The organism is Ruegeria sp. YTSA108 (genome assembly GCF_059610185.1).
Map to the genome: position 1 here is coordinate 43,154 of NZ_JBXWND010000013.1, position 22,316 is coordinate 65,469.

Sequence of the window (22,316 nt, forward strand, 5' to 3'; positions counted from 1 at the left end):
CTTCATCAAATCCCAATTTCCTAAAATTGGACTCCGAAAGCAATTTTGGGGATTATTCCATACGGCCCGGCCCGCGTCCGGTTAGAGGAGAACGTAGGTATGACAACCCAAACTCGCCCGCTCATTGATACGGCTTGGTTGGCAGATAACCTGACTGACCCGAAACTACGCATCATTGATGTTCGCTGGAAGTTTAGGGAGGAAAACGGCAAAGGCTTGGCCTATGACGATAGGAGCGAGTTCCAAGCCGAGCACATTCCCGGCGCCGTGTATGTAGGCATGTCGACGGAGCTTGCAGACAGCAATCAGAACGTTCCCGATATGATGCTCGGGCCAGAGGATTTTGGGAAAAAGATGCGCGAGTTGGGTGTTTCCAACGACAGTCATGTCTTGGTCTACGATGATTCCGGGCTTCCGTTGGCTTCAGCGCGTCTTTGGTGGGCACTTTCGCACTATGGCCATAAAAACGCGCAGGTCTTGGACGGCGGCTTGCAGCAATGGAAACTCGAAGGTCGACCCACTGAAACTGGCGATCCATCCGTTGAGCCTGGCGACTTCGCTCCCAAGGTGCAGAGCAATTGGATTGCCAGCAAAACTGACGTTCTGGACGCGATAGGAATGCCTGAGGTCAGAGTTGTGGACTTTCTGCCAAACGACCTCTTCCGAGGCGACGGTGTTCACACATGGGGAGGTCGCTCGGGACATATCCCCGGTGCAGTTAACATACCGGCGATATCGAACATCGATCCGGATTTGGCACACACACCCATTGCTGAGCGGGCAGCGAAACTAAAGGAACGAGGCTCATTCAGGTTGGCGGATCGCCTCCGCCTCCTTCAGCACTATCAGGACAAGGGAATTCAAACCGACGACGAGGTTATCGCGTATTGCGGTCGCGGTATTGCCGCCTCTTGCGGTCTCCTTGCGCTTCGCCACATGGGGTTCGACAAGTCGCGCCTCTATGATGGTTCCTGGGCTGAATGGAGCGCCGATGAGAGCCTGCCGGTTGAAACCTCGTGAGACTACGATTTTGGGTCACTTTGGGTGATCCAATTATTGACGCGTTGCTAGGAGGATATTTTTGATGACGGACAATTTCCGGCTGACCAAAGAAGCTGCGCAGAAGTACAACAACCATAGTGTGCCTGCGATGTTCGGCCCATTGGCTGAAGCAACAATGCAGAAGGTTCAGCTTCGAAGCGGCACTTGTGTTATCGACATTGCATGCGGCACCGGGGCTTTGACGCGAGAGATTGCAAGGAAACTGACGGGCGAAGGCCGGGTTGTTGGCGTAGATCTGAACGAAACCATGATTGAGGTCGCGCAGTCCAATCAGCTGGATTGTCGTCATGTGCTCGAGTGGTATGCAGCAGATGTAACCGAGTTACCTTTCGGAGACGCTACGTTTGACTATGCCTTCATACAACAGGGGCTTCAGTTCTTCCCCGACAAATCCGCCGCGTTGAAAGAAGTTCATAGGATCTTGCGCAATGACGGTCAGCTGTTTTTGACATGTTGGCGCGCTGTGTCGCCCTTCAATGGAGCACTTGCAAAAGCTCTCGAACAGCATGTTGGAACAGATGCCGCAATCAAGGCCAGAGCGCCTTTTTCGTTTCGAGATGGGGACCTCATTTCGAACTTGTTGGTCGATGCAGGCTTCAAGATAGCTCGTCACGAGCCATTGGTACTAGAGCGAAGATTTATTGACCTTCGTGCGCAAATCATGGCGCTGCCAATCGAAACTGATCTTAGGGATGCAGGTGATGACGTCACCAACAAGGTCGTGGAAGAGGTTGCAGACGTTTTGTCTAGATATGACAATGAAGGCGTATTGCACGTACCGCAAGAAGCGCACCTTTTTGTCGCCGCGGCATAGGTCAACGACCACTGGCTCAGTTCTCAATTACGATCTTTGCCATAGTCGAATGACAATGCGGCATTAGTGGCTGCCGAGCGTGGCTCCGCGTTGACGGTTGAGTGTACATCAAACTATACTTTTGCCATGGCCAGCGGAAAATACATCGACGATTTGTCGGTTGGCGAAACTTTCGAAACCGGTGGCGTTACGCTGACCGAGGGAGCGATTGTTGACTTCGCACTGGTTCATGACCCGCAGCCCTTCCACGTTAACAAAGTGGCTGCCGCAGAGTCGATTTTCGGCGGCCTCATCGCCAGTGGATTTCAAACAATAGCGCTTACTTTCAGGTTGTTCCGCGACACTGGTGTACTTACCGGCACCAATCTGGGTGGACATGGTATGGACGAGGTACGGTGGCTGGCTCCGGTGTATTCCGGTGACACGATCAGCGTGCGCGTCACGGTTGAGGCAATTACACCATCACGTTCGAAGCCAGACCGGGGAACGGTCAAATTCCGATACCAGACATTTAACCAGAACGATGTTGAAGTTCTTAACCTGGTCATGCACCACGTGATGGCATGTCGGAGTTAAGGCGGTTTACAGCGACTTGGGCGCGGCGATCAATTCGACCTCCCTTTGTCATCTTCAAAAGTATCCTTGGGCTCGCCACATAAGGCTTCTATTCACAATTGCGGTCGTGGCGTACATGCAAACTAGCTTGTTCGCGTGTTCTCAATCCTTTTTTGCCTAAATAACTACTTGTAGATTGCCGCATAGCGAGGTGCGAAGAACTTAACGAAGGCTCTAACCTCTGGCCGACGATAGGCTTCCGGCGAAATGAGCATTAGGTGCGGCACCGCAAGTTCGGGGATTTCGTCGAAACATCGGATAAAAGACATGTCTGTTTCCACCAGCTTGACATTGCTGATCCCAAGGCCTTGCCCTGACCTGATCGCCGCATGCATTAGCTCCAGTTCAGTGAAAGACATGACGATCTGGTCCGGCTCCACGTGATTGGTCAACCATTCGTGGAATACATTTGGTACATCGTCCCGCTGAAAGGTAACAAACTGATGCCCGGCCAGATCATTCGTTGACCCCGGTAAGCCAAATTTGTCCGCGTAATTTCTGCTGCCGAACAAAGACCAGCGGGCCGTGCTGATCTTACGACAGATCAGGTCAGGATCAGGTTCAGTTCTTGCAAGGCGCAAAGCAATGTCGGCCTCGCCCGCCATCAGGTCCAGCGCCCGAACGCTGGACAAAAACTCGAATGCGACATCCTGATTGTCGGCGGAAAACTCGTTTACGATTTCAATCATGCGTGCAGAGAAGTTTGCTGAGTAAGCGGTGATACGGATGGGTTGTGTCGACGTCAATTCTTTCGCGCAATCGGCAAATTCAAGGACTGAAGTCTCGATTGCTTCGGCGAGGGGAACGAGGCGAAGGGCTTCTGGGGTCGGTTTGAACCCGTGCGTACCGCGCTCAAAAAGCGTCAAGCCTGTTTCTCTTTCGAGAACATCAATGCGTCGGGCAACCGTTGGTTGGGAGACCTTTAGCTTTCTAGAGGCCGCAAGCGTCGACCCTTCTCTGAAGACAGAGAGGAACACACGAATATCCGACCAATTTCGGAACCCGTTCTTCATTTTTGTAGAACAGCACAATTTTGTGCCGGATACCAGAAAAACGGGAGAACAGTTACTGTTGTTGCGACAGCGCAATTAACTCGGAAAGGACCATGAGATGGCTTCCCATACAATGTCACCCAGCCTCTGGGCCGTATTTGGTGGACTGTTCGGTTGGACCAAAAGAGCCTTCCCCGAAACCCGGAAGCTGCGGCCTACAGCCAACGATCTTCACGCGGAACGCGACTATATTAATGACGTGATCTGGAGTAATCCCGATGCGTTTTCGAGTGAGCTTGACGTGCAGAACATGATGAACCTGTATCCAGGAAAGTTCTGACAACACTTGGTGACAATCGGCCGAATAAGGCGATTAGATCGCACCAAAATGCAGCTGCAAGCTGGAAGTGACAGCCACACACCTGTGTTGTCGCCATAGAGTAAGTAGCAACACGAGACCTTCTGTCATCACACCTATCGCTGCGGTCGTTCGAACGTCTGATCAATGCCTGCACGTCTGGCACTTCCTTGGGGCATCACCGACGACAATTAAGTATGGACAAAAGATTTGCAGCACCAATTGGGGCGACTGTGACACCAATGGGGGTCTCTTCAACCGCGACTTTCAGGAAGCCTGCGGAAGAACCTAGGCCGAGTTACTTGGCTCGATCACCCTTTTCTACGCGCCACGACGACAAATTGGGTCATCGAAAAGAAGAAGCGTCCAACTTTTGCAAGGCTGAACTGTTCGTCAAACCACGATTGCGCAACTGCGGGATCAACATAGTCATTTGCGACAGCGTATTGCTTCATGAGGTGCATCATCATGATTGCGAGGCCATCAGGCTTTAGCTGGTGATCTGTCATAGTGAACGACAAGACATCTTCCACATGGTCGCCGCGAGCCTTTATCAGTGCGGGCAGTCTTTCCGGGAGGGAACCACTCACAAAGTGCTGGTTCCAGGAAGTCAGCATCTTTTGCATTCTGTCGGGCTCATCGCTGAACCAAATCAAGCTACCAAAGTGCAGATCACTGATGACAAGCCGCCCGCCGGGTTTGACGCACCGCAGCGTGTCAGCCAACGCACCGTCTACGTCTTCGATGTACTCAAAGACTTGTACCGAGACCGCTTTGTCAGCACTCTCATCCTCAATGGGCAAGCTATTTGCAGCACCAGCACGAAACTCCACGTTTGCGTAGTCGCTGCATCGTTCTTTAGCGGCCGCTGTCATGTCAGTGCTTGGGTCGATCCCGATGACACAGCCATCCGAGCCAACTGCGCGAGCCAACTCTGCTGTCAACAGCCCGTTGCCACATCCGATGTCCAAAATAGTTTCACCGGGAGAAGGGCACAGCGCATCAAATGACACCTGTCGTCGCCGCGTCAATTCGGCTCCCTGATAGGCGGTTTCTAGTAATTTCGTTGTTTCAGCGTCAAACTTAAGCAACTCTCCACCCTTACAAAGCCCACCAGTCCCCGAAACTCTAGTCCGAAATGGCCCACAACATGGGGGTTAGACAGCTTCTTGGCAAGTTCGAGGTTCAGTAGGATGCGGCCTGTGGCAGGTTTACAGCTCCCCACCGGGTTTTCATCTTTTGAGAATCCTAGTTTCCGTGGGTACAACGCCCAAGCGTGCTGCCCATCCGTCGATGTTATCAGACACAAACTGCTTCAGGTGCGCACGGTAGAATTTAGCCATAGCATTGGACCTAGTTGCCAAATCAGACCCAAGTCGTGCAGTCATCCGAAGCCGACCGTTGACTGCCAAAGGGTCACCTCAGGGTTCGATAGGTACAGTGCCCAACTGGCCGCGGTGATTTGTTGCCGCGATCAGTGGGCCTATTGGAGATTTCAAATCAGAGGATGCCGCAGCCGCCACGCATTCGCTATCGCCTAAAAGTTGAGTTCGCACTCAAGAAACTAAAAATTTCAATTCTTGATTGCATCGCCAATAGAACTTTGGGCAATTTAGTCAGAGCTTTGGGTCAAAACAGGAATTTGGGCGATCCTACACAAAAATTGTAGGGACGCGCATAACGCTGCATTCTTATCATTGATTTTATTCAGAAAATCTGGGTGTCTTCGCCCATAATTTTGCACAGCATTTGCGCATAGGTTTGCACGATTTTCCCATAAGATTGCACGGTTCACTATACGCGCTCAATTGTCGATTGTCGTACAGTGGCTTGATCAACTTGAACGCACCATAACTCAGCCAAAAGTGCGTTATTCTTGGAACAATTCAACCCAAAACCGAACAAAACAACTCAATTGCGAGGCTATGGTAGATTCCTTTCAATTTAGCTCGGCTCGGTTGGTTTAGATAAAAACTATTTAACATCGGCAATTCGACGCATGGGAACAGACGGCAGCAAGCTGTTTAAATTCTAGGGATGCGTCTCATTAAGGCTGCATAGGGTGATTAGCCATCGACCATCTGGTTGTCGCTCAAGCACATTCAGCGAAACGCCTTCACCTGTCGTGCCTTCGCTAAATTCTGCAAGACACCAGCCGAGTTCGCCGTCTCGACCTGCACTAGAGACATTGATTTTTTTGTCTTCTCCACCTTCCGCGACCCACTCTGCATGTGTGTCTTCAATAGCTTGCCTTCCAATGGAAGGTGGGCCGAAGGGAGAGTACATCTCTGCTTGCGCTGCAAACACGGAAGCGCATCCATTGGCGTCCCCTTGTCGGTAGCAGGCGACATAGTGGTCGAACACCTCCTGGCACTGTTGTTTGAAGGACATACAAACACTCCTAATTTCGCTGTCCTAGCATCAGGTTCTGCAATTCTACTGTCAAATCAACCTCGATCAGATTGTTTGCGTCGCTTCTACCTAGGACAAACCCGTCTTTGGTTTTGCGCCTGGGAACTGACATTTAAGCAAGATGCAGCATTTGACTCTTTGGGCTCAAGTAGACAATCGCTGTACAAGGCATAAATGACTGCTATGCGGACAAAGCGGACGATGTCCGCACACAAGATTTGCATCAATAACATGGCCAATTGACTTCAGAAGACAGGTTTTAGCCTGTCTAACATCCAGCGCATGTCAGGTGGCAAGACCGGTGGTTTTGTCGTCATCATTGGGGCTTGTGATAGCTGCCGGGCCGCTTGCAAGCATGCCTGGGCTTGTTCATGAAGTTGCATCTCAGTCAGCGCCATCGCGCGGAGTTTTAGGTGGCCAGCTTCATTTGGGCGCATGTCATAGGCGGCAGAGGCATCCTCAACACTGCCTTCGAAATTTCCGCCACAATACCTTGCAATGCCACGCATGAACAGCCGATATGGTTGCAGTGGATCCTGCTCGCCACGCTCTACGAGACGCGAAAATGCAGCATCAGCGCCCGCAAATTCAGACCTACGAAGCAAAATCTGACCTTCAAGTTCATGGTTTTCCAAATACGCGGGATTAAGTTGCCGTCCTCGTTTAAGATCAGCGAGCGCTCCTGAAATATCGTCTTGCACTGCAAGCCGGAAATTCGCTCGGACCCAAATGACATAGTCGCTCTTGGGCTCTTGCATCACCGCGGTGTTTAGGACTTCCTCACATCTTTTCTTAATTTCGGCAGACATAATCTTGTAGCGTGCACCGTGGAGCATGAGTTGTGCTTCCACGCGCATGCAAAGCGACATCCCGTCCAGCGGATTGAGCGAGATGGCACGTTCTATAAGTGAAAGTGCCTCTTCCCAGCTTTCTATCGTAACCTTGTAAAATTCATTGGCGGCACGTGCACGGAGCTCAGATACACTCAAGTCGTCAACTGGGAGCCCAGCAAGTCTATCCCCATCGAACGCATTGGTTTGGAGACGTAAATCCCCCTCTGCCTGCTCCAGGACAGTGTCGCAGAAATCGAATACATCTTCAGTCTGAGCTTCGTATGTCTGTGACCATACAGGCCTCGCGTTGGCACGTGAGACCAACGTAATGGTGAACCTTCCGCGCCTCCCAGCGATCCGAACGCGCCCGCGCAAATCATAGGTCGCGGCTTCTACAGACTTGGCAGATGCATCGAAAACGGAAACGCCCTTTCTTCGCGATACTCTTACGATAAGTTGATCACGGAGGTCACCAGCGAGCGCTTTGGTCTCTGGATCAACCGGCGCGTAATCAAAGGACTGGAATGCAATTGATGGTACATCACCCGACTTGCCTGTTGAACCGGGCGCAAGTCGCCATTGATATAGCCGGACCGGCTGCGAGATATTTTTCAGGCTGAATGTGCCAGCGTCGCTAAGCACTGCTGATTGTTCGGTTGACAGCTGACGGTAAAAGTCTTCCGACACCATCACGCCACCGGGCGGTGCTTCAGTTTGAATGCGTTGAGTGATGTTCACACCAGTGCCGTAAAAATCATCATCGTCTTCGACTATTTCTCCCAGATGGCAACCGATCCTTAGCTTTATGGTCGGGTGGTCATAAAGATTGCTTTGCACCTGAATGGCGCTGTCCAAAGCTGCACCGATTGAGGCAAAGGCAACGATCCAGCCGTCACCCATGCGTTTTAGGACCTCGCCACCGAAGTCGGCGAGCACTGGCTCCAATTGGTCGCGCTTGAGCTCTCGTACTGCTTCGATTGCGGCATCCTGATTGGCGTTCATCATAGATGAGTAACCGACCATATCGACGACCATTAGAGTTGTAATTCGCGAACGCACCGGAGCCCTCCGGCCACCAAACATAGTGAAACGCCTCGAACCAACAAGCAGTTTGCTTCTGATCGCAGTCGGACACGCATTTGGACAGTGGTTTTGCGAAGCCGTAACCACGTAAAAGTTTGGGCTCACAACAGACATTCGAAAGTTCACAATGAGGAACGAACGGCGGCCCTGCGGACAAAGCGGTCCTTTCAGCGCTGTTGGACAAAAACAATTGCTCAGTGTCACCTCTGCAGTGCAAAATCTTTACGAATTCGCACTGGCGATAGGGTGGTCAGGCAACCCTGCTTTGCGCAAATTGTTAAAAAGGGCGTTTAACTTTTCTGTGTCGCGTAGCAATTCCTGTGACTTCACATATTCCAGACTGAGAGTGGGGTCGTCGGCCAACGCTTCGGCCACGATTTCACGTGCGCGCTCAACGTCGCCTCGAGCTACTCGGCTTGCTGCTCTGTAGAGCCGGGATCGACGAGTCTGGAAATTGAGGCTCCTGGCCTCTTCGTTGGATTCTGTGAAGCGCCCCAATGCGTATAGTGCCGCCACCTGCTCCTCGACAATCCAAACCGGCAAAAACGGGTCAAGTGTCGCCGCGTGCTCCAGTAACTCCAGGGCCCGCTCTGGCTGCCCATCGAAAGTGTAGAAAGCGGCGCAGCGCCCAAGAATGTAGGCATCGTTCGGAGCAAGTTGCATCGCTCGCTCGTGGTGGCGACGACTGGCGTCATAGTCATTGTTCAGCTTAATCTGTAAAGTACCCAGAATGCGGTGCAGTTCGGGATCCGAAGAATCCAGTTGCATCGCGCGGTTGAGTTTTTCTTCTGCAGATGCCAGATCGAAATCTGCCATACCGCTCCAGGAACACACGTCCATTGCAATGGGGCGCGCAAAGTTGGGATCGGCTTCCTGCGACTTTCGAAACCATTCTCGTGCTTCGCGGTAGAACGAGTCTGCCACAGTGCCCATACGGTGTTGTTCCAGACCCCGCAGATAATATTCATAAGCGGTCATATTCTCGGGCCGTTTCATACGGACCGCGCTAATCGCTTCGTGATCAATCCGGCCTGATACCGTGGCCGCCACGCGCGCAACTATCTCCTCCATCGCGTCGATTACTTCGTCGAAAGGCCGCTGAATGCGATCTGACCAGACAAGCCCTCCGTCGCTGGTTCTAGTTAGGGTCACGCTCAGACTCACACGTGAGCCCATCTTACGAACCTTTCCAGCCAATACGTACCGCACACCAAGCGTATCCCCGATTAGTTTGGGATCATCTGTTTGCAACGCCACGGAAGCTGTTCGAGAACTCACAAAAAGTGAACGGATGAGGCTCAGATCGTGGATCAATTCCTCCGTTAATCCTTCGGCGAGAAAATCTTGATCCTCGTCTGCTCCAGTTCTCGTCAGGAATGGCAAAACGGCGATTGAATTCGGCTTGATGGCGGATTTTGGTGCTTCAACGGTCGGAGCAAGTTGGAAAACATGGCGATCCGAAGAGGCACCGACGCGCATGATGCGCATGGCTTCGTCCAGCCCTTTGAGCCGATGTTCCCCCCGGTCTTCAAATGCACAGGGCGACACTCTACGGACATGGTCGAATAAGGCTTCCGATACGTCGATTTCACCGGGTTCGGCCAATTGCTGCAATCGAGCGGCGATGTTGACACCATCACCTCGCAAATCTTCCCCTACCCGAACGACATCTGCCAAATGCAAGCCAAAGCGCATAGACTGCGGTGTAAGACCTGGTGCTGTTGCAAGCTCTGAACGAGCTTCTATCGCGGCTTTGAGGCCATTGACGGGGCTTTCAAATTCAGCAAGCAAGGCATCGCCAGCTGTATTGAAAACTCTTCCGTGATGCTTGCTCACACAACGTGTAACGAGGTCTAGTCCGCTCAGAACTTGGGAGAGGGCGCTTTCCTCGTTTCGTTCCATTGCGCTAGTCGAGCCGACATAATCGCCAACCATGATCGTTGCCAATTTTCGGTCCAACGTTATGCTCCTCTCCTGGGCAACACCGAGGGTAGTGCAAACGCGTTGTTTCTCCAAGAAGAGTCGGTTCGAGCCTCATGAAAAGTGTCGACTTTGGGCTCTAACCGGACATCTGCTGTATCTGTGACACAGCCCCGGTAGCCTGATTGAGAACGCGAGGATCAAATCCATCTGACAACCGATAATCGAGCGCCTTTAGCTGTGATCTTTCAGTAAGCGTTGCTTTTGCCGTGACCAGTCGCGCTTGGCCTGGGTTTCGCGCTTGTCGTGGTTTTTCTTACCCTTGGCGATGCCGATCTTAATCTTGGCCAGGCCCTTGTGGTTGAAATACAGGACCAGCGGCACAAGCGTCATGCCTTTGCGTTGGGTCGCGTTCCACAGATTTGACAGCTCTTTGCGCGACACCAACAACTTACGGCGACGACGTTCTTCGTGTTTGAAGACCTTGGCCTGTTCGTAAGGGGCGACATAGCTGTTGACCAACCACAGCTCTCCGTCATCAACCGTGGCATAGCTTTCGGCGATGTTCGACCCGCCTGCCCGCAGGGATTTGACCTCGGACCCGTGCAGAATGATGCCGCACTCGATATCCTCTTCGATCGCGTAATCGAAGCGGGCGCGCCGGTTTTCGGCGATGACTTTGTAATTCGGGTCTGTCTTCTGCTTGGCCATGACGGGTTGATTTATGCCCCTTGGGCGGACCTTGCAAGCAGGTGCATCAGGATTTGGCCGAGATAATCAGATCGGGGCCGAAAATCGTGTCGGCGTGGTTGTGCAGATAGATTTTCAGCCAAGGCGTAAACCGGTCAGGATGGCGCTGCACCTCGGCCAGCAGATCGTGGTAGTCGATCCAGCGGATATCCATCACTTCCTCGGGGTTCGGCTCGATCTTCAGTGGTCCTCGAACATGGGCCAGGAATACGTCTACCACCTCATGCTCGATCAGCGAATTGCCGACATCGGCGTGATATTCCAAACGGTGACGATATTCGGGGTACAACCCGGTGATCCCCAGTTCCTCTTGCAGGCGACGCACTGCACAGACCGAGGGCATCTCACCCCAGTCAGGATGGGTGCAGCAGGTATTCGCCCAAAGACCCGGCGTGTGGTATTTGCCCATCGCCCGGCGCTGCAGCAAAATCTCGGTGCCGCGCACAACAAAGACCGACACCGCTTTGTGCCGCAGACCCTTTTCATGGGCTTCAAGCTTTTCAACGGGGGTCAATTCACCATCAACCCAGGCCGGGATCATGATTCCCATTTGTCGTCTCCTGCTGCCGATCCGCCTGGGCGATCGGGAATTCCGGAATAGCTTTGGCCTGATAGGCTTGGCTGTGGTGCAAAGCGGGCAATGCACCACGCGATTCCAAACTGGCGTCTATTGATCCGGTTATCAACCGCACGAAAGGCCGCAGGGGCTGCGGCCTTTTCTGGTCTTACCGATTGCGTGGTTTCCCAGGTTATTCGCCCGAAACACTGACGATATAGGCGTAAACGTCCTCAGCGCCCTTTTTCAGCTTGAAGGTCATTTTGGACTTGGCCGAGGTCTGATCCAGATAGGATTGCAGGAAGGCTTTGGGGTCCTGGGCATATTCGACAAAAGTTGCCTCGTCCCAGACCAAGCCGTTTTCACCGGCTTCGACAATGCTGTCACCGTATTTGAACCCTTCGACCGTCCCAGCAGTACGGCCTGCAACCCCATAGAGGTTCGGGCCGGTTTTTCCGCCCTTTACGATCACCTCGCCATCGGGATCAGCAATCAGATGGCAGGATTTGCATTTGTTGAAGGCTTTCTTGCCAGCTTCGGTGTCACCTTCAGCATAGACTGGAAGGGCCAGTAGGCCGGCAATTGCGGTCGCGAGGATACGATTCATAACTTTTGCTCCGATACGAATTGGCTGCACAGAAAGGACCTCTGGCGCGGCAGAGAGTCAACGCGCAGATTGCCGCGCGATGGCACTGTGTCACAGCCGGGATCGGGTCGTCCTTAACTTAAGTCATGTACGTCTGCCCAACAGGGCAGAAGATCGCCTGCACTGGGTGTCGCCAGATAAATCGCACGGGCGATCGCCCGCGACAGGCAAACCGAGGCTGCATGCGCGATCATAGGCAGCACGCTTGGGTCAACAGCTTGACCGGAGGTGCTGATGCCGAAAACCAGATCACCATCTTGTGAAGTATGCGCAGGCACAATCGCGCGAGCGATGCCATCATGAGCTGTCACCGCCAGGCGGTGGCACTGTGTCTTGGTTAACGCTGCATCAGTTGCGACAATTGCAATGGCCGTGTTGGCCCGGTCCGGGTCAACCTGCCCCATAGCTAGAGCTTTGCGGCTTTGCTGAATCTGTGCTTGACCCGATGAGAGGTCTGGCCCCAGGCCGCCAAATTCGTTGCCGATCTCGAATGGCGCCGCCCAAAAGTGGCGATCCCCAGGTGTCGTGACGCTGCCGACCGGATTGGCTGCCACAAGCGCGCCTACAGTGATGCCGTCGTCCAGAACCAACGATGCAGAACCCAGGCCACCTTTTTGCATAGCCGCCAATGCGCCGGTTCCTGCCCCGACTGAACCGAGCGCAAAACGTTCTGCGGCAGCGTGGTAGGCTGCCTTTCCGAGAGCGCGGTATGGATTCTCGGACCAAGTTTTATCGCCGCCATTGAGTAAATCGAACAGAATTGCTCCCGGCACGATGGGCACAATCGCATTCCCGACAGCAAAGCCGCGCCCGTCGGCCCGCAAACCATCCGTAACCCCTGAGCAGGCGTCCAACCCGAAAGCCGAGCCACCAGACAGCACGATCGCATCAACGCGGTCCACCGATTTGTCGGGGGCCAGCAGGTCGGTTTCCCGCGTTCCGGGTGCGCCGCCCATGACGTGAACCGAGGCCATGAAGGGGGATTCTGCTGTCAGGACCGTGGCACCGGATTTCAGTGCATCATCCTGCGCGTTACCGACTTTCAAACCGGGGATATCGGTGATCAGGTTCTTGGGTCCGGGGGTCATTTTTGTCTTTGGTCTAGGGCTGGAAAGCGCGCAGACGCGCGCTGCCTCCGGCGGAGGTATTTTTGGCCAGATGAAGAGCGGATCAGATGCATCGACCACCGTCCACTTCCAATGCTGTGCCGGTGATCATGCTGGCCTCGTCCGAGCACAGGAAGAGGGCTGCATTGGCCATGTCTTCGGGGGTCGAGAAGCGGCCCAGCGGGATGGTCGACAGGAATTTGGCGCGAATCTCGGGGGTGTCTTCGCCCATGAAGGATTTCAGCAGCGGCGTTTCCCCAGCCACAGGGCAGATCGCGTTGACACGCACGCCGGACGGAGCAAGTTCCACCGCCATGGTCTTGGTTGCGGTGATCATCCAACCCTTGGACGCGTTATACCAGTTCAGGTTGGGGCGTGGGGACAGCCCGGCGGTTGAGGCGACGTTCAGGATCGCCCCGGTTCCGCGTGCCTTCATCATCGGCACAAAGGCGCGGGCGGTCAGATAGACGGATTTCATGTTCACGTTGAAGACACGGTCGAAATCCTCTTCGGAGACGTCCTCCAGCGGGGTCGGCAGATGGGTCACTCCGGCATTGTTGACCAGGATGTCGAGCCCGCCAAAGGCGTCGTGGGCGGTGCCCGCCATTTCCTGAACCGATGCCGTGCTGGCCACATCAACCTGCTGCGCGATGGCCTGCGCGCCCAGCGTTTCTGCCATTTCGCGGGCCGCAGCGCCGTTGATATCCGCGATCATAACGCGTGCGCCCTCTGCAATGAACTTCTGTGCGATACCGGCCCCGAACCCGGATGCGCCGCCGGTTACGATTGCGGTTTTTCCCTCCAACCTCATGGCTTTGCCTCCTTGTCGCCTGTCAGGGCAGAGTAGCAAGGCGCAAAGAAGTTACCAGATCAATCTTCGTCGACCCTGCCGCGCAGAGATTTGACATCCGAACGGGCCTTTTTGGCGGCCAATCGACGTTTGACCGAGCCATAGGTGGGCTTGGTGGCGATACGCCGTTTGGGTTTGACCAGCGCGCGGGTGATCAGTTCGGCCAATCGCACCCGCGCAATCTCGCGGTTGCGGGCCTGGCTACGCGTTTCCTCGCACTGGATGATGATCGCGCCCTCTTTGGTCCAGCGCCGCCCAGCCAACCGTTTCAGCCGCGCCTTGACCGGATCAGGCAGTGAGGGCGAGCGCGCCGCTTCGAACCGCAACTCGACTGCGGTCGAAACCTTGTTCACGTTCTGCCCGCCAGGGCCGGAAGAGCGCACAAAGCTTTCGGTCATTTCCCAGTCTTGCAGGGTGATATCGTCATTGATCCGCAACATGGGGCGGACCTTACAAGTGCTGCGCGGAAACAAAAAGGGCCGCCCTAGCAGGACGGCCCTTCGAAAGTTCAGGAGGTTGGGTCGGTTAGATCAATCGACCAGCCGGAGCGAGCGCTCCGCCAAGGGCTGCCCTAACGGGCGATCCCCCCGGTTGTTCCAACACCTCTCTCCAATCTCTTTCTCGACACTGGATCACCTCCTTTTCTATCTGTTGCGGTTAACTAGGATGGTGACACAAGCTGTGCCATTCTCAAAGCGTTTTTTACACGGGCTGCGCGGTCAGGCGCGCAACGATCACCTTGAAGGGGATCAGCGCCACCAGCGCCAGCGACAGTTTCACCAGCCAGTCGGCAAAGGCCAGCGTGACCCACAGGGGTGCCATCGGGCCAGACAGCATGAAGGGAACAGGCTCCCACGCCCAGCCGATCGCAGCGTCTGCATTGGCGCCAAAGATCGCGATCGAGGCGGAAAAGGCGATGGTGAAGAACAGCGCGGTGTCCAGTGCGGACCCAACCAGGGTTGAGACCAGCGGCGCGCGCCACCAGCGCCCCCCGCGCATGGCGTTGAACACGGTGACGTCGGTCAGCTGCGCGATCAAGAACGCGGTTCCCGAGGCCACGGCGATCCGCAGCGGGACAGCGGCATAGGTGAACCCATCCCCCTGCAGCATGATCTGGCTGCCGATCAGCGAACAGATGATGCCGGTGACAAACCCGGCCAACACGACCTTGCGGGCGGTGGCCACGCCATAGACGCGGTTCATGATGTCGGTGACCAGAAAGGCCAGCGGATAGGTGAAAGCACCCCAGGTCAACAGGCCGTCAAGGATCAGGAACTGGACCAGAATGTTCGAGGCCACAACGATGGTGGCCATGGCAAGAATGCCGGGAATAAAAGCGCGTTGCATATTTTGATGCCCGTTTTGACAAGGTAGCGGCGACTTGGCCAAGGGACCGTCCCAAGGCAAGCCGTGCGTTTAGACCTTTGTTTCAGGCCTGTCAATCGGGCAGCAGATATTCCACCAGTTCCGTCCGCTGAAGGGCCAGAAAATTGTCATCCGAAATCATCGTAACCCGCAACCTTCCCTGATCGTCACGCCAGACCGACAGGCCTTCGAGGTTGTCATGCGTCCCACGCGCGGTTTGCAGCAAGATCTCTTCGGATTGCGGTGTGTCACCATTCAGTTCCCAACGCCTGAGCTGCGACCGAAAGCCTGTCAGGGACACCGATCGTTCCAGCACATAGAACCGCCCGTCGGGGCCGAAATCCGCGGCTACTGGCAGGAACTTGCCCCGTTGCGGGAGGACAAAAGGTGTCGACCAGGCCTGACCATCCCAACGATACACCGGTATGTCCCCCGATACGGTGCGGCTCTTTTCGGTCAGGGTGTACAGCCGCCCAACCCCGTCAATGGCCAGCCCCTCGAACGAGCCATTATGGTCCAGACCCGAAAAGGCCTTGGGGCGCGGCAGGACCTGCGCCGGGCCTGTCGGGTTGGGGTAATAGGCCACCCGGTGCACCCCCTCGAATGAGATATAGACCCCACCGTCAGGGGCGATTGCCAAGCCTTCGGAATCGCCAGCGGTGCCCACCAGAACCTTGCCGGTGCTGGACAGGATGGGCCAGTGCCGCTGGATCTCGATGCCAGTAATCTCATCCTCGTTTCGATCAATACGAGCGTCCAACATCGTTGCGCGATCACTCAGCGCGATCATGCGGGTGCCACCGTCAAAGATGTGAATTCCGGAATATCCGCCGAACCAATCCGCCTGATGTCGCCAGGCAAAATTGTTCAGCAAAGCGGCAGGCTTTACCCCCTCCGCCCAGACCATTCCTGTCAGCAGCAGCGCCGCGATCAGTTGGATTGCAAGACGTTTGTGCATTGCTTGGGCAGATCGGCCATCCGGTATTCGCGTCGCTTCTTGGGTGCTGGCGCGTTTGGATCGGGCGGTGGCGGGTTGAGGATGTTGTTCACCCATTGCTGCGCTTCGGCGCAACCATCACCCTTGGGCGGCGGATCCTGGTTCACGCAGCCGCTTGATCCTCTGGGGCAGGCCAGCCGCACGTGGAAATGATAGTGATGGCCCCACCATGGCCGGATTTTACGCAGGTAAGCGCGGTTGCCCTTTTCGTCGTTGCACATCTGCACCTTGGCCCCGGGAAAGACGAAAATCCGCGCCACACGCTTGTCTTTTGCCGCCGCACGCAGGACGGCGTGATGCTGTTTGGACCAGTTGCCGTTGACGAAGGCGCCATTGGAACGGCGCAGGGAAATCGAAGAGATATTCTCGCGCGCCTTGCGGGAAAGACGCATGTTGTCACCGGGCAGCATCCAGATATCGATGTCCAGACCCAGCTGGTGGCTGCGGTGGCCCGATGTCATCGGCCCGCCGCGCGGCTGGCTGATATCGCCTATATAGAGACCATTCCATCCTGACTGCTTGGCCGCAAACCGGCTCAGATCCTGGACATAGTCGATCGCCTGCGGATGGCCCCAGTTGCGGTTGCGTGACAGGCGCATGGCCTGCCATGTGGGTCCGGTTTCGGGCAGTTGTACCGCCCCCGCCGCACAGCCGCGCGAATAACTGCCGAAAGCGGCCGGTTTTTGTTGTGAACTTTGCTTTTGGCCTCCGAATAACTGCTTGGCCAGCGGCTCGGAACCTGCGGTACCGGCGAATGTGATTGCGGCAATGACCGCGAAAAAACGTAATAAAATCATCTGCTCTGATCCCCTTCCGGTTTCACCCAGCGCATTAGGAACAGTCCCAGAATAAACAACAGAACTATGGGTGACACCCCCAGTCGCGCACTACCGGTCAGGGTTGTGGCAATCCCGATCAACAAAGGGGCCGCAAATGCGGTGGCGCGGCCGGACAAGCCATACAGGCCAAAGCTCTCGACCGGGGCAGCGGGATCGGTGTGGCGCACCATCAGAGAACGGCTGGCCGATTGTAGGATACCCCCCATGCCGCCGATCAGAACACCGCAACCAAAGAACACCAGATCCGGCAGGCCCGACCCTTCGGGCAGGGCGATACCGTAGATCTGGGTCCGGTCCATCATCACGACGGTGATACAGACAAAGATCAGTACCCAGATCGCAACCAGAATGACAGGTTTGGGGCCGTATTTCTTGTCCAGCTTGCCGCCAAGCCAGGCAAAGGCTGCCGCAGCCAGAACGCTGACAATCCCGAATACGCCGATCTTGATCAGATCCCATTCCAGCACCAGCCGCGCATAAACGCCGCCAAAGGTATACAGACCGTTCAGCGCATCGCGATAGAACATGGACGAGCCCAGATAGCTGGCCAGACTGACGCGATTGCGCAGGTTAGAGACTGATTTGACCAGCAGCTGCAGCGCCTCTTTGACGCTGCCTTTCTTTTCGACATCTGGATCGTCGCGCACCCACAGGAAATAGGGGATCATGAACAGAATGAACCACACGGCGGTGAACGGCCCGACAAATCGCGTGCCTTCGCGTGCTGCGGCGTCCAGACCAAAAACAGGGTCCATGCCGATCAGGGTCTTGCCATTACCCTGCTCAACAAACAGGGCCAGCATGATTGCCAGCGAGATAAGCCCGCCGAAATAGCCAAAGGCAAAACCCGAACCCGATATCTCGCCCACCTCACTGTCATCACCCAGATCGGGCAGCTGAGAATTGGCGAAGATCAGCGCGTATTCCGCCCCGACAAAACCCAGGCCAAAGGCCGACAGCATCAGCCACATGTTTGACCCGTCCGGCAACGTGTACCACAGCGCAGCAGAGCCCACCGCGTACATGATGGAAAAGCCGAATATCCATGGTATACGACGGCCCGAAACATCCGCCATCGCCCCCATCAGCGGGGCACCAAAGGCGATGATCAGCCCCACGATGGTCATGCAGTTCGCCCACACCGTCTGCGCCCGTGCGTCTGCGGCATCGGCGCCCAGACCGGCGTTCAGATAATACTCGGCAGCTACTCCGGCAAAATAGGGCCCAAAAACAAAGGTCACCAACAGCGTGTGATAGGGCTGACTTGCCCAGTCGAAGAACCACCAGCCCCAGATGCGTTTGCGCTTGGAAATCTCTGCCATACCTGCCCCGTTTTTATTGTTGGCGTCATAAGACGGGGCTTTGGCTCAATTCGCAAGCGTTCTGTTGGCGCGGACTTGCTCTTTTGTGCAGGGGCGCTTAGGTCTCAGCAGATGTGAAATCCGGAGGCCCCATGCTGTCGTTGATCCAAATTCTGCTGCTGATTCTGGACATTGTCTGGTTCATCATTCTGGCCCATGTCATCATGAGCTGGCTGATCAATTTCCAGGTGCTGAACCTGCATCAACAGTTGGTTGCGCAGATCTGGTACGGGCTGAACCGCCTGTTAGAGCCGATTTACGGCCCGATCCGACGCGTTCTGCCTGCAATGGGCGGACTTGACCTGACGCCCCTGGTGGTTCTGATCGGTGTCTATGCGCTGCGTATTATCCTGATCAACAATATGGTCTATTTTGTCTGACCTCTTGTTCAGTGAATCTTAGTATGTGATTGTCCTGTCTTAAGAGCAGATAAACCTTAAAACAGGGCACCCCCGCACATGTTTGACGCCGCGCCTTTGCTGCGAGATGTCTTTGGATTCGACGACTTCCGTCCCGGTCAGGAAGAGATCGTCGATGCCGTCACGCTGGGCGAAAACGTGCTGGCCATCATGCCCACGGGTGGCGGTAAATCCCTGTGTTTCCAGCTGCCTGCGCTGATGCGTGAAGGGGTCACGGTAGTGATCTCTCCGCTGATTGCCCTGATGCGCGATCAGGTGCGCGGCTTGCAGGAAGCAGGCGTCGAGGCCGGCGCGCTAACATCCGGCAATACCCCCGAAGAAACCGATGCCGTGTGGGAGGCGTTGGAGGCCGGACGGCTCAAGCTGCTGTACATGGCTCCCGAACGTCTGGCCGCCGGATCGGCGCTGGGCATGTTGCGGCGGATCAATGTCAGCTTGATTGCGGTGGACGAGGCGCATTGCGTCAGTCAATGGGGCCATGATTTCCGCCCCGACTACCTTCGGATCGGAGAGCTGCGGCGTGCGCTGGATGTGCCTTTGGCCGCTTTCACCGCCACAGCAGATGCGGAAACGCAGGACGAGATTGTCGAAAAGCTGTTTGACGGTACAGCCCCGCGCAAATTTCTGCGCGGGTTCGACCGGCCTAACATCCACCTGGCCTTTGCCGCCAAGGATGGGCCCCGCAAACAGATCCTGGATTTTGCCGCCGCGCGCAAAACCCAATCCGGCATTGTCTATTGCGGCACCCGTAACAAGACCGAGGTTCTGGCACAGGCCCTGCGTGCCGAAGGCCACACCGCCTGTCACTATCACGGCGGCATGGATCCCGAAGATCGCCGCATCGTCGAGACCCGCTTTGCGCGCGAGGATGGTCTGATCGTGGTGGCCACGGTTGCCTTTGGCATGGGCATAGACAAGCCCGATATCCGCTGGGTCGCCCATGCGGACCTGCCCAAATCCATCGAAGCTTATTATCAGGAAATCGGCCGCGCCGGGCGTGATGGCGCCCCGGCAGAAACCCTGACCCTGTTTGGGGCAGATGACATTCGCCTGCGCCGGTCACAGATAGAAGAGGGGCTTGCTCCCTCTGAACGGCGGATGGCCGATCACGCCCGTTTGAACGCCCTGCTTGGCTTGGCCGAGGCGCTGGCCTGCCGCCGTCAGACTTTGCTGGGTTATTTCGGTGAACAGACCGAACCCTGTGGCAAATGCGATCTGTGTGACAGCCCGCCGGAAGTGATCGATGGCACCACCCCGGTTCGTATGGCCCTGTCCGCGATCCTGCGCACCGAGGAATGGTTCGGCGCAGGCCATCTGATCGACATCCTGTTGGGCAATGAAACCGACAAGATCCGCGCCCGCCGACATGACAATCTGTCGACCTATGGCATTGGCAAGGACTGGTCCCGCCCGCAATGGCAGGCGATCTTCCGGCAGATGATGGGCCATGATCTGGTCCGTCCTGATCCCGACCGCCACGGTGCGCTGCGCATGACTGAGGCCGCCAAGCCGATCCTGAAAGGCGAGGCGCAGATCAACCTGCGTAAGGACACGATCCGCAAAGCAACCCGTCGGCCTGCGGTCAAAGAGATGGTATCCGAAGAAGACGCACCGCTGCTGAGCGCACTCAAGGCGAAACGCCGTGCGCTGGCCGAATCCGCGCGGGTCCCGGCCTATGTTATTTTTCCCGATCGCACGCTGATCGAAATGGCGGAAACCCGCCCTGCAACGCTGGATGATATGGCCCGGATCAGCGGGATCGGTGCTAAAAAGTTGGAACGATACGGGGCCACGTTTCTGGAGGTTCTGACCGGCGCGGTCGAAGAACTGCACCCGGCCCGCCGCAAACTGGCCGGGCGCGATCAGGGTGAGATTTACGACCGCCTGCTCGAAGTTCAGTCGCAACTGTCGCGCGGCCCTGATGGAATCGACAAGCCGCTGACCTGTACCGCCTCGCAACTGGCAAAGGTGGCGCAGTTGCGATCAGACGACCCGCGCGCCATCGAACAGGTTCTGGGTGACCGCCGTCACGAAAGGTTTGGAGCCGCCTTTCTGGACGTGCTGCGTATGGCAAGCTAGATACCCACCAACAGGCAAGAAACGAGGGCGACTATGCTGGTAGTGATTTCCCCGGCCAAACGGCTGGATTGGGCAGAACGGAATGTTGAGGTCACGCAACCCGACTTTCAGGATGACGCGATCCGCCTGTCGAAAACCGCCCGCAATCTGACGCTGGGCGACCTGAAAAAGCTGATGGATCTGAGCGATGATCTGGCCCGCCTGAACCGCGACCGTTATCGCGCCTTTTCGGACGCCCCCGATGCTGTGGCGACACGCCCGGCCGCACTAGCCTTTGCCGGAGACACCTATCAGGGGCTCGAAGCGACTTCGCTGGATGTGGAAGAGATGGCCTGGGCCCAGGATCACCTGCGCATCCTGTCCGGACTGTATGGCATATTGCGTCCGCTGGACGCCATTCAGCCCTATCGGCTTGAGATGGGCAGTAGGCTGAAGACCCGGCGCGGCAAGAACCTGTACGATTATTGGCGCGACCAACTAAGCAAGGCGCTGAACGCTCAGGCAGCCGGTACCGGTAGCGATGTGCTGTTGAATTGCGCCAGTCAGGAATATTTCGGTGCAGTAGACCCCAAAGCGCTGAAATTACGGGTCATCACGCCGGTCTTCATGGAAGACAAGGGCGGCACGCCAAAGATCGTCAGCTTCTTTGCCAAAAAGGCACGCGGGGCGATGGCCCGCTATGTTATTCAACACCGTCTGTCCGAACCCGCCAGCCTGACAGAGTTCGACTCGGGCGGCTATGAATACCGACCCGACCTGTCAGAGAACGACAAGCCGGTCTTTATCCGGCCCTATCAGGCCTCAGCCAGCATCGACGGGTCGTAAGAGACCAGTTCAACTGTGTTGCCTTCCGGGTCTTCGGTGAAAATTCCGCGCCAACCAACCCATCCGAACTGCTCGACGCGATAGGGTTGGCCGATCTTGTCATACCAACTTATGACCGCCGCCTGCTCGTCGAAGGGCAGCGACAATGCGATATGATGCAGCGACGATCCCGCTCCTGTTACGGGACCTTCTGCACCGGCCCGATGTTGCCCCGGTCGTGGCGCGGTGCTGTGGTGAAACAGGGCCAGAACTTGCGTATGGCCGCCAAACCCCTCGGCTATCCGGAAGAAGGTTATAGCGCTGTCATGGTCACCGCTCAGACGCTGCAGGCCGACCACCTGTTCATAGAACTGCACCATAGCGGCCATATCTGCGCAGCGAATGGCAATCTCGCCCAGCGCGCGGGGGTGAAATCCACGGTCATCAGTCATGTC

Annotated in this window: 23 protein-coding genes; 7 read left to right on the forward strand and 16 right to left on the reverse strand. The window is 55.9% G+C overall.

The window, feature by feature from the left end:
* Nucleotides 1-99: 99 nt before the first annotated feature.
* The 3 genes from AC2FHW_RS16600 to AC2FHW_RS16610 all read left to right on the forward strand — a co-directional run bounded on the left by AC2FHW_RS16600 (nt 100) and on the right by AC2FHW_RS16610 (nt 2,452).
* The gene (locus AC2FHW_RS16600; protein WP_142639587.1) at nt 100-1,020 is read left to right on the forward strand and encodes a sulfurtransferase; all 921 of its coding nucleotides are present in this window, start codon (nt 100-102) and stop codon (nt 1,018-1,020) included.
* Nucleotides 1,021-1,084: 64 nt separating this feature from the next.
* A complete protein-coding gene (locus AC2FHW_RS16605; RefSeq protein ID WP_142639589.1) occupies nt 1,085-1,876 on the forward strand; it encodes a class I SAM-dependent methyltransferase in 792 nt (263 codons plus the stop codon).
* A gap of 66 nt (nt 1,877-1,942) precedes the next feature.
* Nucleotides 1,943-2,452 (forward strand): MaoC family dehydratase, encoded by a 510-nt coding sequence (locus tag AC2FHW_RS16610; protein ID WP_496822263.1) that lies wholly within the window; start codon nt 1,943-1,945, stop codon nt 2,450-2,452.
* Nucleotides 2,453-2,616: 164 nt separating this feature from the next.
* Here the strand turns inward: AC2FHW_RS16610 and AC2FHW_RS16615 are convergent, their stop codons facing one another.
* Nucleotides 2,617-3,579 carry a LysR family transcriptional regulator gene (locus AC2FHW_RS16615; RefSeq protein ID WP_142639591.1) on the reverse strand — a complete coding sequence of 321 codons (963 nt, stop codon included), beginning with the start codon at nt 3,577-3,579 and terminating at the stop codon, nt 2,617-2,619.
* A 22-nt stretch (nt 3,580-3,601) separates the two neighbouring features.
* On the opposite strand from AC2FHW_RS16615, the gene AC2FHW_RS16620 reads away from it, so the two are divergent.
* Nucleotides 3,602-3,823, forward strand: a complete 222-nt coding sequence (locus AC2FHW_RS16620; protein WP_271951927.1) for a hypothetical protein — start codon at nt 3,602-3,604, stop codon at nt 3,821-3,823.
* A gap of 329 nt (nt 3,824-4,152) precedes the next feature.
* On the opposite strand, the gene AC2FHW_RS16625 is transcribed toward AC2FHW_RS16620, so the two are convergent.
* From AC2FHW_RS16625 to AC2FHW_RS16690, 14 genes are all read right to left on the reverse strand, one after another.
* Nucleotides 4,153-4,932 carry a methyltransferase domain-containing protein gene (locus AC2FHW_RS16625; protein ID WP_271951929.1) on the reverse strand — a complete coding sequence of 260 codons (780 nt, stop codon included), beginning with the start codon at nt 4,930-4,932 and terminating at the stop codon, nt 4,153-4,155.
* Nucleotides 4,933-5,872: 940 nt separating this feature from the next.
* The gene (locus tag AC2FHW_RS16630; protein WP_271951931.1) at nt 5,873-6,232 is read right to left on the reverse strand and encodes a YybH family protein; all 360 of its coding nucleotides are present in this window, start codon (nt 6,230-6,232) and stop codon (nt 5,873-5,875) included.
* Between the two features lie 266 nt (nt 6,233-6,498).
* Nucleotides 6,499-8,091 carry an adenylate/guanylate cyclase domain-containing protein gene (locus tag AC2FHW_RS16635; protein WP_496779980.1) on the reverse strand — a complete coding sequence of 531 codons (1,593 nt, stop codon included), beginning with the start codon at nt 8,089-8,091 and terminating at the stop codon, nt 6,499-6,501.
* A 300-nt stretch (nt 8,092-8,391) separates the two neighbouring features.
* Nucleotides 8,392-10,116: a hypothetical protein gene (locus tag AC2FHW_RS16640; RefSeq protein WP_496822265.1), complete on the reverse strand. Its 1,725-nt coding sequence runs from the start codon at nt 10,114-10,116 to the stop codon at nt 8,392-8,394.
* Between the two features lie 207 nt (nt 10,117-10,323).
* The gene (gene smpB, locus AC2FHW_RS16645; protein ID WP_271951849.1) at nt 10,324-10,800 is read right to left on the reverse strand and encodes an SsrA-binding protein SmpB; all 477 of its coding nucleotides are present in this window, start codon (nt 10,798-10,800) and stop codon (nt 10,324-10,326) included.
* A 46-nt stretch (nt 10,801-10,846) separates the two neighbouring features.
* Entirely contained in the window at nt 10,847-11,389 is a 543-nt protein-coding gene (gene idi, locus AC2FHW_RS16650) for an isopentenyl-diphosphate Delta-isomerase (protein WP_271951847.1), read from the reverse strand.
* Between the two features lie 199 nt (nt 11,390-11,588).
* Nucleotides 11,589-12,002 (reverse strand): c-type cytochrome, encoded by a 414-nt coding sequence (locus AC2FHW_RS16655; RefSeq protein ID WP_142638581.1) that lies wholly within the window; start codon nt 12,000-12,002, stop codon nt 11,589-11,591.
* A gap of 113 nt (nt 12,003-12,115) precedes the next feature.
* Nucleotides 12,116-13,129 (reverse strand): P1 family peptidase, encoded by a 1,014-nt coding sequence (locus AC2FHW_RS16660; protein WP_271951844.1) that lies wholly within the window; start codon nt 13,127-13,129, stop codon nt 12,116-12,118.
* Nucleotides 13,130-13,211: 82 nt separating this feature from the next.
* The gene (locus tag AC2FHW_RS16665; RefSeq protein WP_271951842.1) at nt 13,212-13,958 is read right to left on the reverse strand and encodes an SDR family oxidoreductase; all 747 of its coding nucleotides are present in this window, start codon (nt 13,956-13,958) and stop codon (nt 13,212-13,214) included.
* 59 nt (nt 13,959-14,017) lie between these two features.
* Nucleotides 14,018-14,437 (reverse strand): alternative ribosome rescue aminoacyl-tRNA hydrolase ArfB, encoded by a 420-nt coding sequence (gene arfB, locus AC2FHW_RS16670; RefSeq protein WP_142638575.1) that lies wholly within the window; start codon nt 14,435-14,437, stop codon nt 14,018-14,020.
* A gap of 262 nt (nt 14,438-14,699) precedes the next feature.
* Nucleotides 14,700-15,344: a queuosine precursor transporter gene (locus tag AC2FHW_RS16675; RefSeq protein ID WP_496703461.1), complete on the reverse strand. Its 645-nt coding sequence runs from the start codon at nt 15,342-15,344 to the stop codon at nt 14,700-14,702.
* A 91-nt stretch (nt 15,345-15,435) separates the two neighbouring features.
* Complete coding sequence (locus tag AC2FHW_RS16680; protein WP_496692796.1) at nt 15,436-16,320, reverse strand: esterase-like activity of phytase family protein; 885 nt, start codon at nt 16,318-16,320, stop codon at nt 15,436-15,438.
* Nucleotides 16,293-17,156 carry a penicillin-insensitive murein endopeptidase gene (mepA, locus tag AC2FHW_RS16685; RefSeq protein WP_496692797.1) on the reverse strand — a complete coding sequence of 288 codons (864 nt, stop codon included), beginning with the start codon at nt 17,154-17,156 and terminating at the stop codon, nt 16,293-16,295. The genes AC2FHW_RS16680 and mepA overlap by 28 nt, the downstream gene beginning before the upstream one ends.
* Complete coding sequence (locus tag AC2FHW_RS16690) at nt 17,153-18,520, reverse strand: MFS transporter (protein WP_496822267.1); 1,368 nt, start codon at nt 18,518-18,520, stop codon at nt 17,153-17,155. The genes mepA and AC2FHW_RS16690 overlap by 4 nt, the downstream gene beginning before the upstream one ends.
* Nucleotides 18,521-18,651: 131 nt before the next feature.
* Here AC2FHW_RS16690 and AC2FHW_RS16695 point away from each other — a divergent pair, with 131 nt between their 5' ends.
* From AC2FHW_RS16695 to yaaA, 3 genes are all read left to right on the forward strand, one after another.
* Nucleotides 18,652-18,939 (forward strand): YggT family protein, encoded by a 288-nt coding sequence (locus AC2FHW_RS16695; protein ID WP_271951835.1) that lies wholly within the window; start codon nt 18,652-18,654, stop codon nt 18,937-18,939.
* A gap of 78 nt (nt 18,940-19,017) precedes the next feature.
* Entirely contained in the window at nt 19,018-21,057 is a 2,040-nt protein-coding gene (recQ, locus tag AC2FHW_RS16700; RefSeq protein ID WP_496822269.1) for a DNA helicase RecQ, read from the forward strand.
* A gap of 33 nt (nt 21,058-21,090) precedes the next feature.
* Nucleotides 21,091-21,882: a peroxide stress protein YaaA gene (yaaA, locus tag AC2FHW_RS16705; RefSeq protein WP_142638565.1), complete on the forward strand. Its 792-nt coding sequence runs from the start codon at nt 21,091-21,093 to the stop codon at nt 21,880-21,882.
* On the opposite strand, the gene AC2FHW_RS16710 is transcribed toward yaaA, so the two are convergent.
* On the reverse strand, nt 21,852-22,313 hold the full coding sequence (locus tag AC2FHW_RS16710; RefSeq protein ID WP_142638563.1) for a VOC family protein: 462 nt from the start codon (nt 22,311-22,313) through the stop codon (nt 21,852-21,854). The genes yaaA and AC2FHW_RS16710 overlap by 31 nt on opposite strands.
* Nucleotides 22,314-22,316 lie beyond the last annotated feature (3 nt).

What these genes read in the sequence shown, in the direction of transcription:
- AC2FHW_RS16695 (WP_271951835.1), top strand. Translation starts at nt 18,652, where the DNA reads ATGCTGTCGTTGATCCAAATTCTGCTGCTGATTCTGGACATTGTCTGG.
- AC2FHW_RS16675 (WP_496703461.1), bottom strand. Translation starts at nt 15,344, where the DNA reads ATGCAACGCGCTTTTATTCCCGGCATTCTTGCCATGGCCACCATCGTT.
- AC2FHW_RS16605 (WP_142639589.1), top strand. Translation starts at nt 1,085, where the DNA reads ATGACGGACAATTTCCGGCTGACCAAAGAAGCTGCGCAGAAGTACAAC.
- AC2FHW_RS16690 (WP_496822267.1), bottom strand. Translation starts at nt 18,520, where the DNA reads ATGGCAGAGATTTCCAAGCGCAAACGCATCTGGGGCTGGTGGTTCTTC.
- recQ (WP_496822269.1), top strand. Translation starts at nt 19,018, where the DNA reads ATGTTTGACGCCGCGCCTTTGCTGCGAGATGTCTTTGGATTCGACGAC.
- AC2FHW_RS16620 (WP_271951927.1), top strand. Translation starts at nt 3,602, where the DNA reads ATGGCTTCCCATACAATGTCACCCAGCCTCTGGGCCGTATTTGGTGGA.
- AC2FHW_RS16710 (WP_142638563.1), bottom strand. Translation starts at nt 22,313, where the DNA reads ATGACTGATGACCGTGGATTTCACCCCCGCGCGCTGGGCGAGATTGCC.
- smpB (WP_271951849.1), bottom strand. Translation starts at nt 10,800, where the DNA reads ATGGCCAAGCAGAAGACAGACCCGAATTACAAAGTCATCGCCGAAAAC.
- AC2FHW_RS16660 (WP_271951844.1), bottom strand. Translation starts at nt 13,129, where the DNA reads ATGACCCCCGGACCCAAGAACCTGATCACCGATATCCCCGGTTTGAAA.
- AC2FHW_RS16630 (WP_271951931.1), bottom strand. Translation starts at nt 6,232, where the DNA reads ATGTCCTTCAAACAACAGTGCCAGGAGGTGTTCGACCACTATGTCGCC.
- idi (WP_271951847.1), bottom strand. Translation starts at nt 11,389, where the DNA reads ATGGGAATCATGATCCCGGCCTGGGTTGATGGTGAATTGACCCCCGTT.
- AC2FHW_RS16655 (WP_142638581.1), bottom strand. Translation starts at nt 12,002, where the DNA reads ATGAATCGTATCCTCGCGACCGCAATTGCCGGCCTACTGGCCCTTCCA.
- arfB (WP_142638575.1), bottom strand. Translation starts at nt 14,437, where the DNA reads ATGTTGCGGATCAATGACGATATCACCCTGCAAGACTGGGAAATGACC.
- mepA (WP_496692797.1), bottom strand. Translation starts at nt 17,156, where the DNA reads ATGATTTTATTACGTTTTTTCGCGGTCATTGCCGCAATCACATTCGCC.
- yaaA (WP_142638565.1), top strand. Translation starts at nt 21,091, where the DNA reads ATGCTGGTAGTGATTTCCCCGGCCAAACGGCTGGATTGGGCAGAACGG.
- AC2FHW_RS16665 (WP_271951842.1), bottom strand. Translation starts at nt 13,958, where the DNA reads ATGAGGTTGGAGGGAAAAACCGCAATCGTAACCGGCGGCGCATCCGGG.
- AC2FHW_RS16635 (WP_496779980.1), bottom strand. Translation starts at nt 8,091, where the DNA reads ATGATGAACGCCAATCAGGATGCCGCAATCGAAGCAGTACGAGAGCTC.
- AC2FHW_RS16600 (WP_142639587.1), top strand. Translation starts at nt 100, where the DNA reads ATGACAACCCAAACTCGCCCGCTCATTGATACGGCTTGGTTGGCAGAT.
- AC2FHW_RS16680 (WP_496692796.1), bottom strand. Translation starts at nt 16,320, where the DNA reads ATGCACAAACGTCTTGCAATCCAACTGATCGCGGCGCTGCTGCTGACA.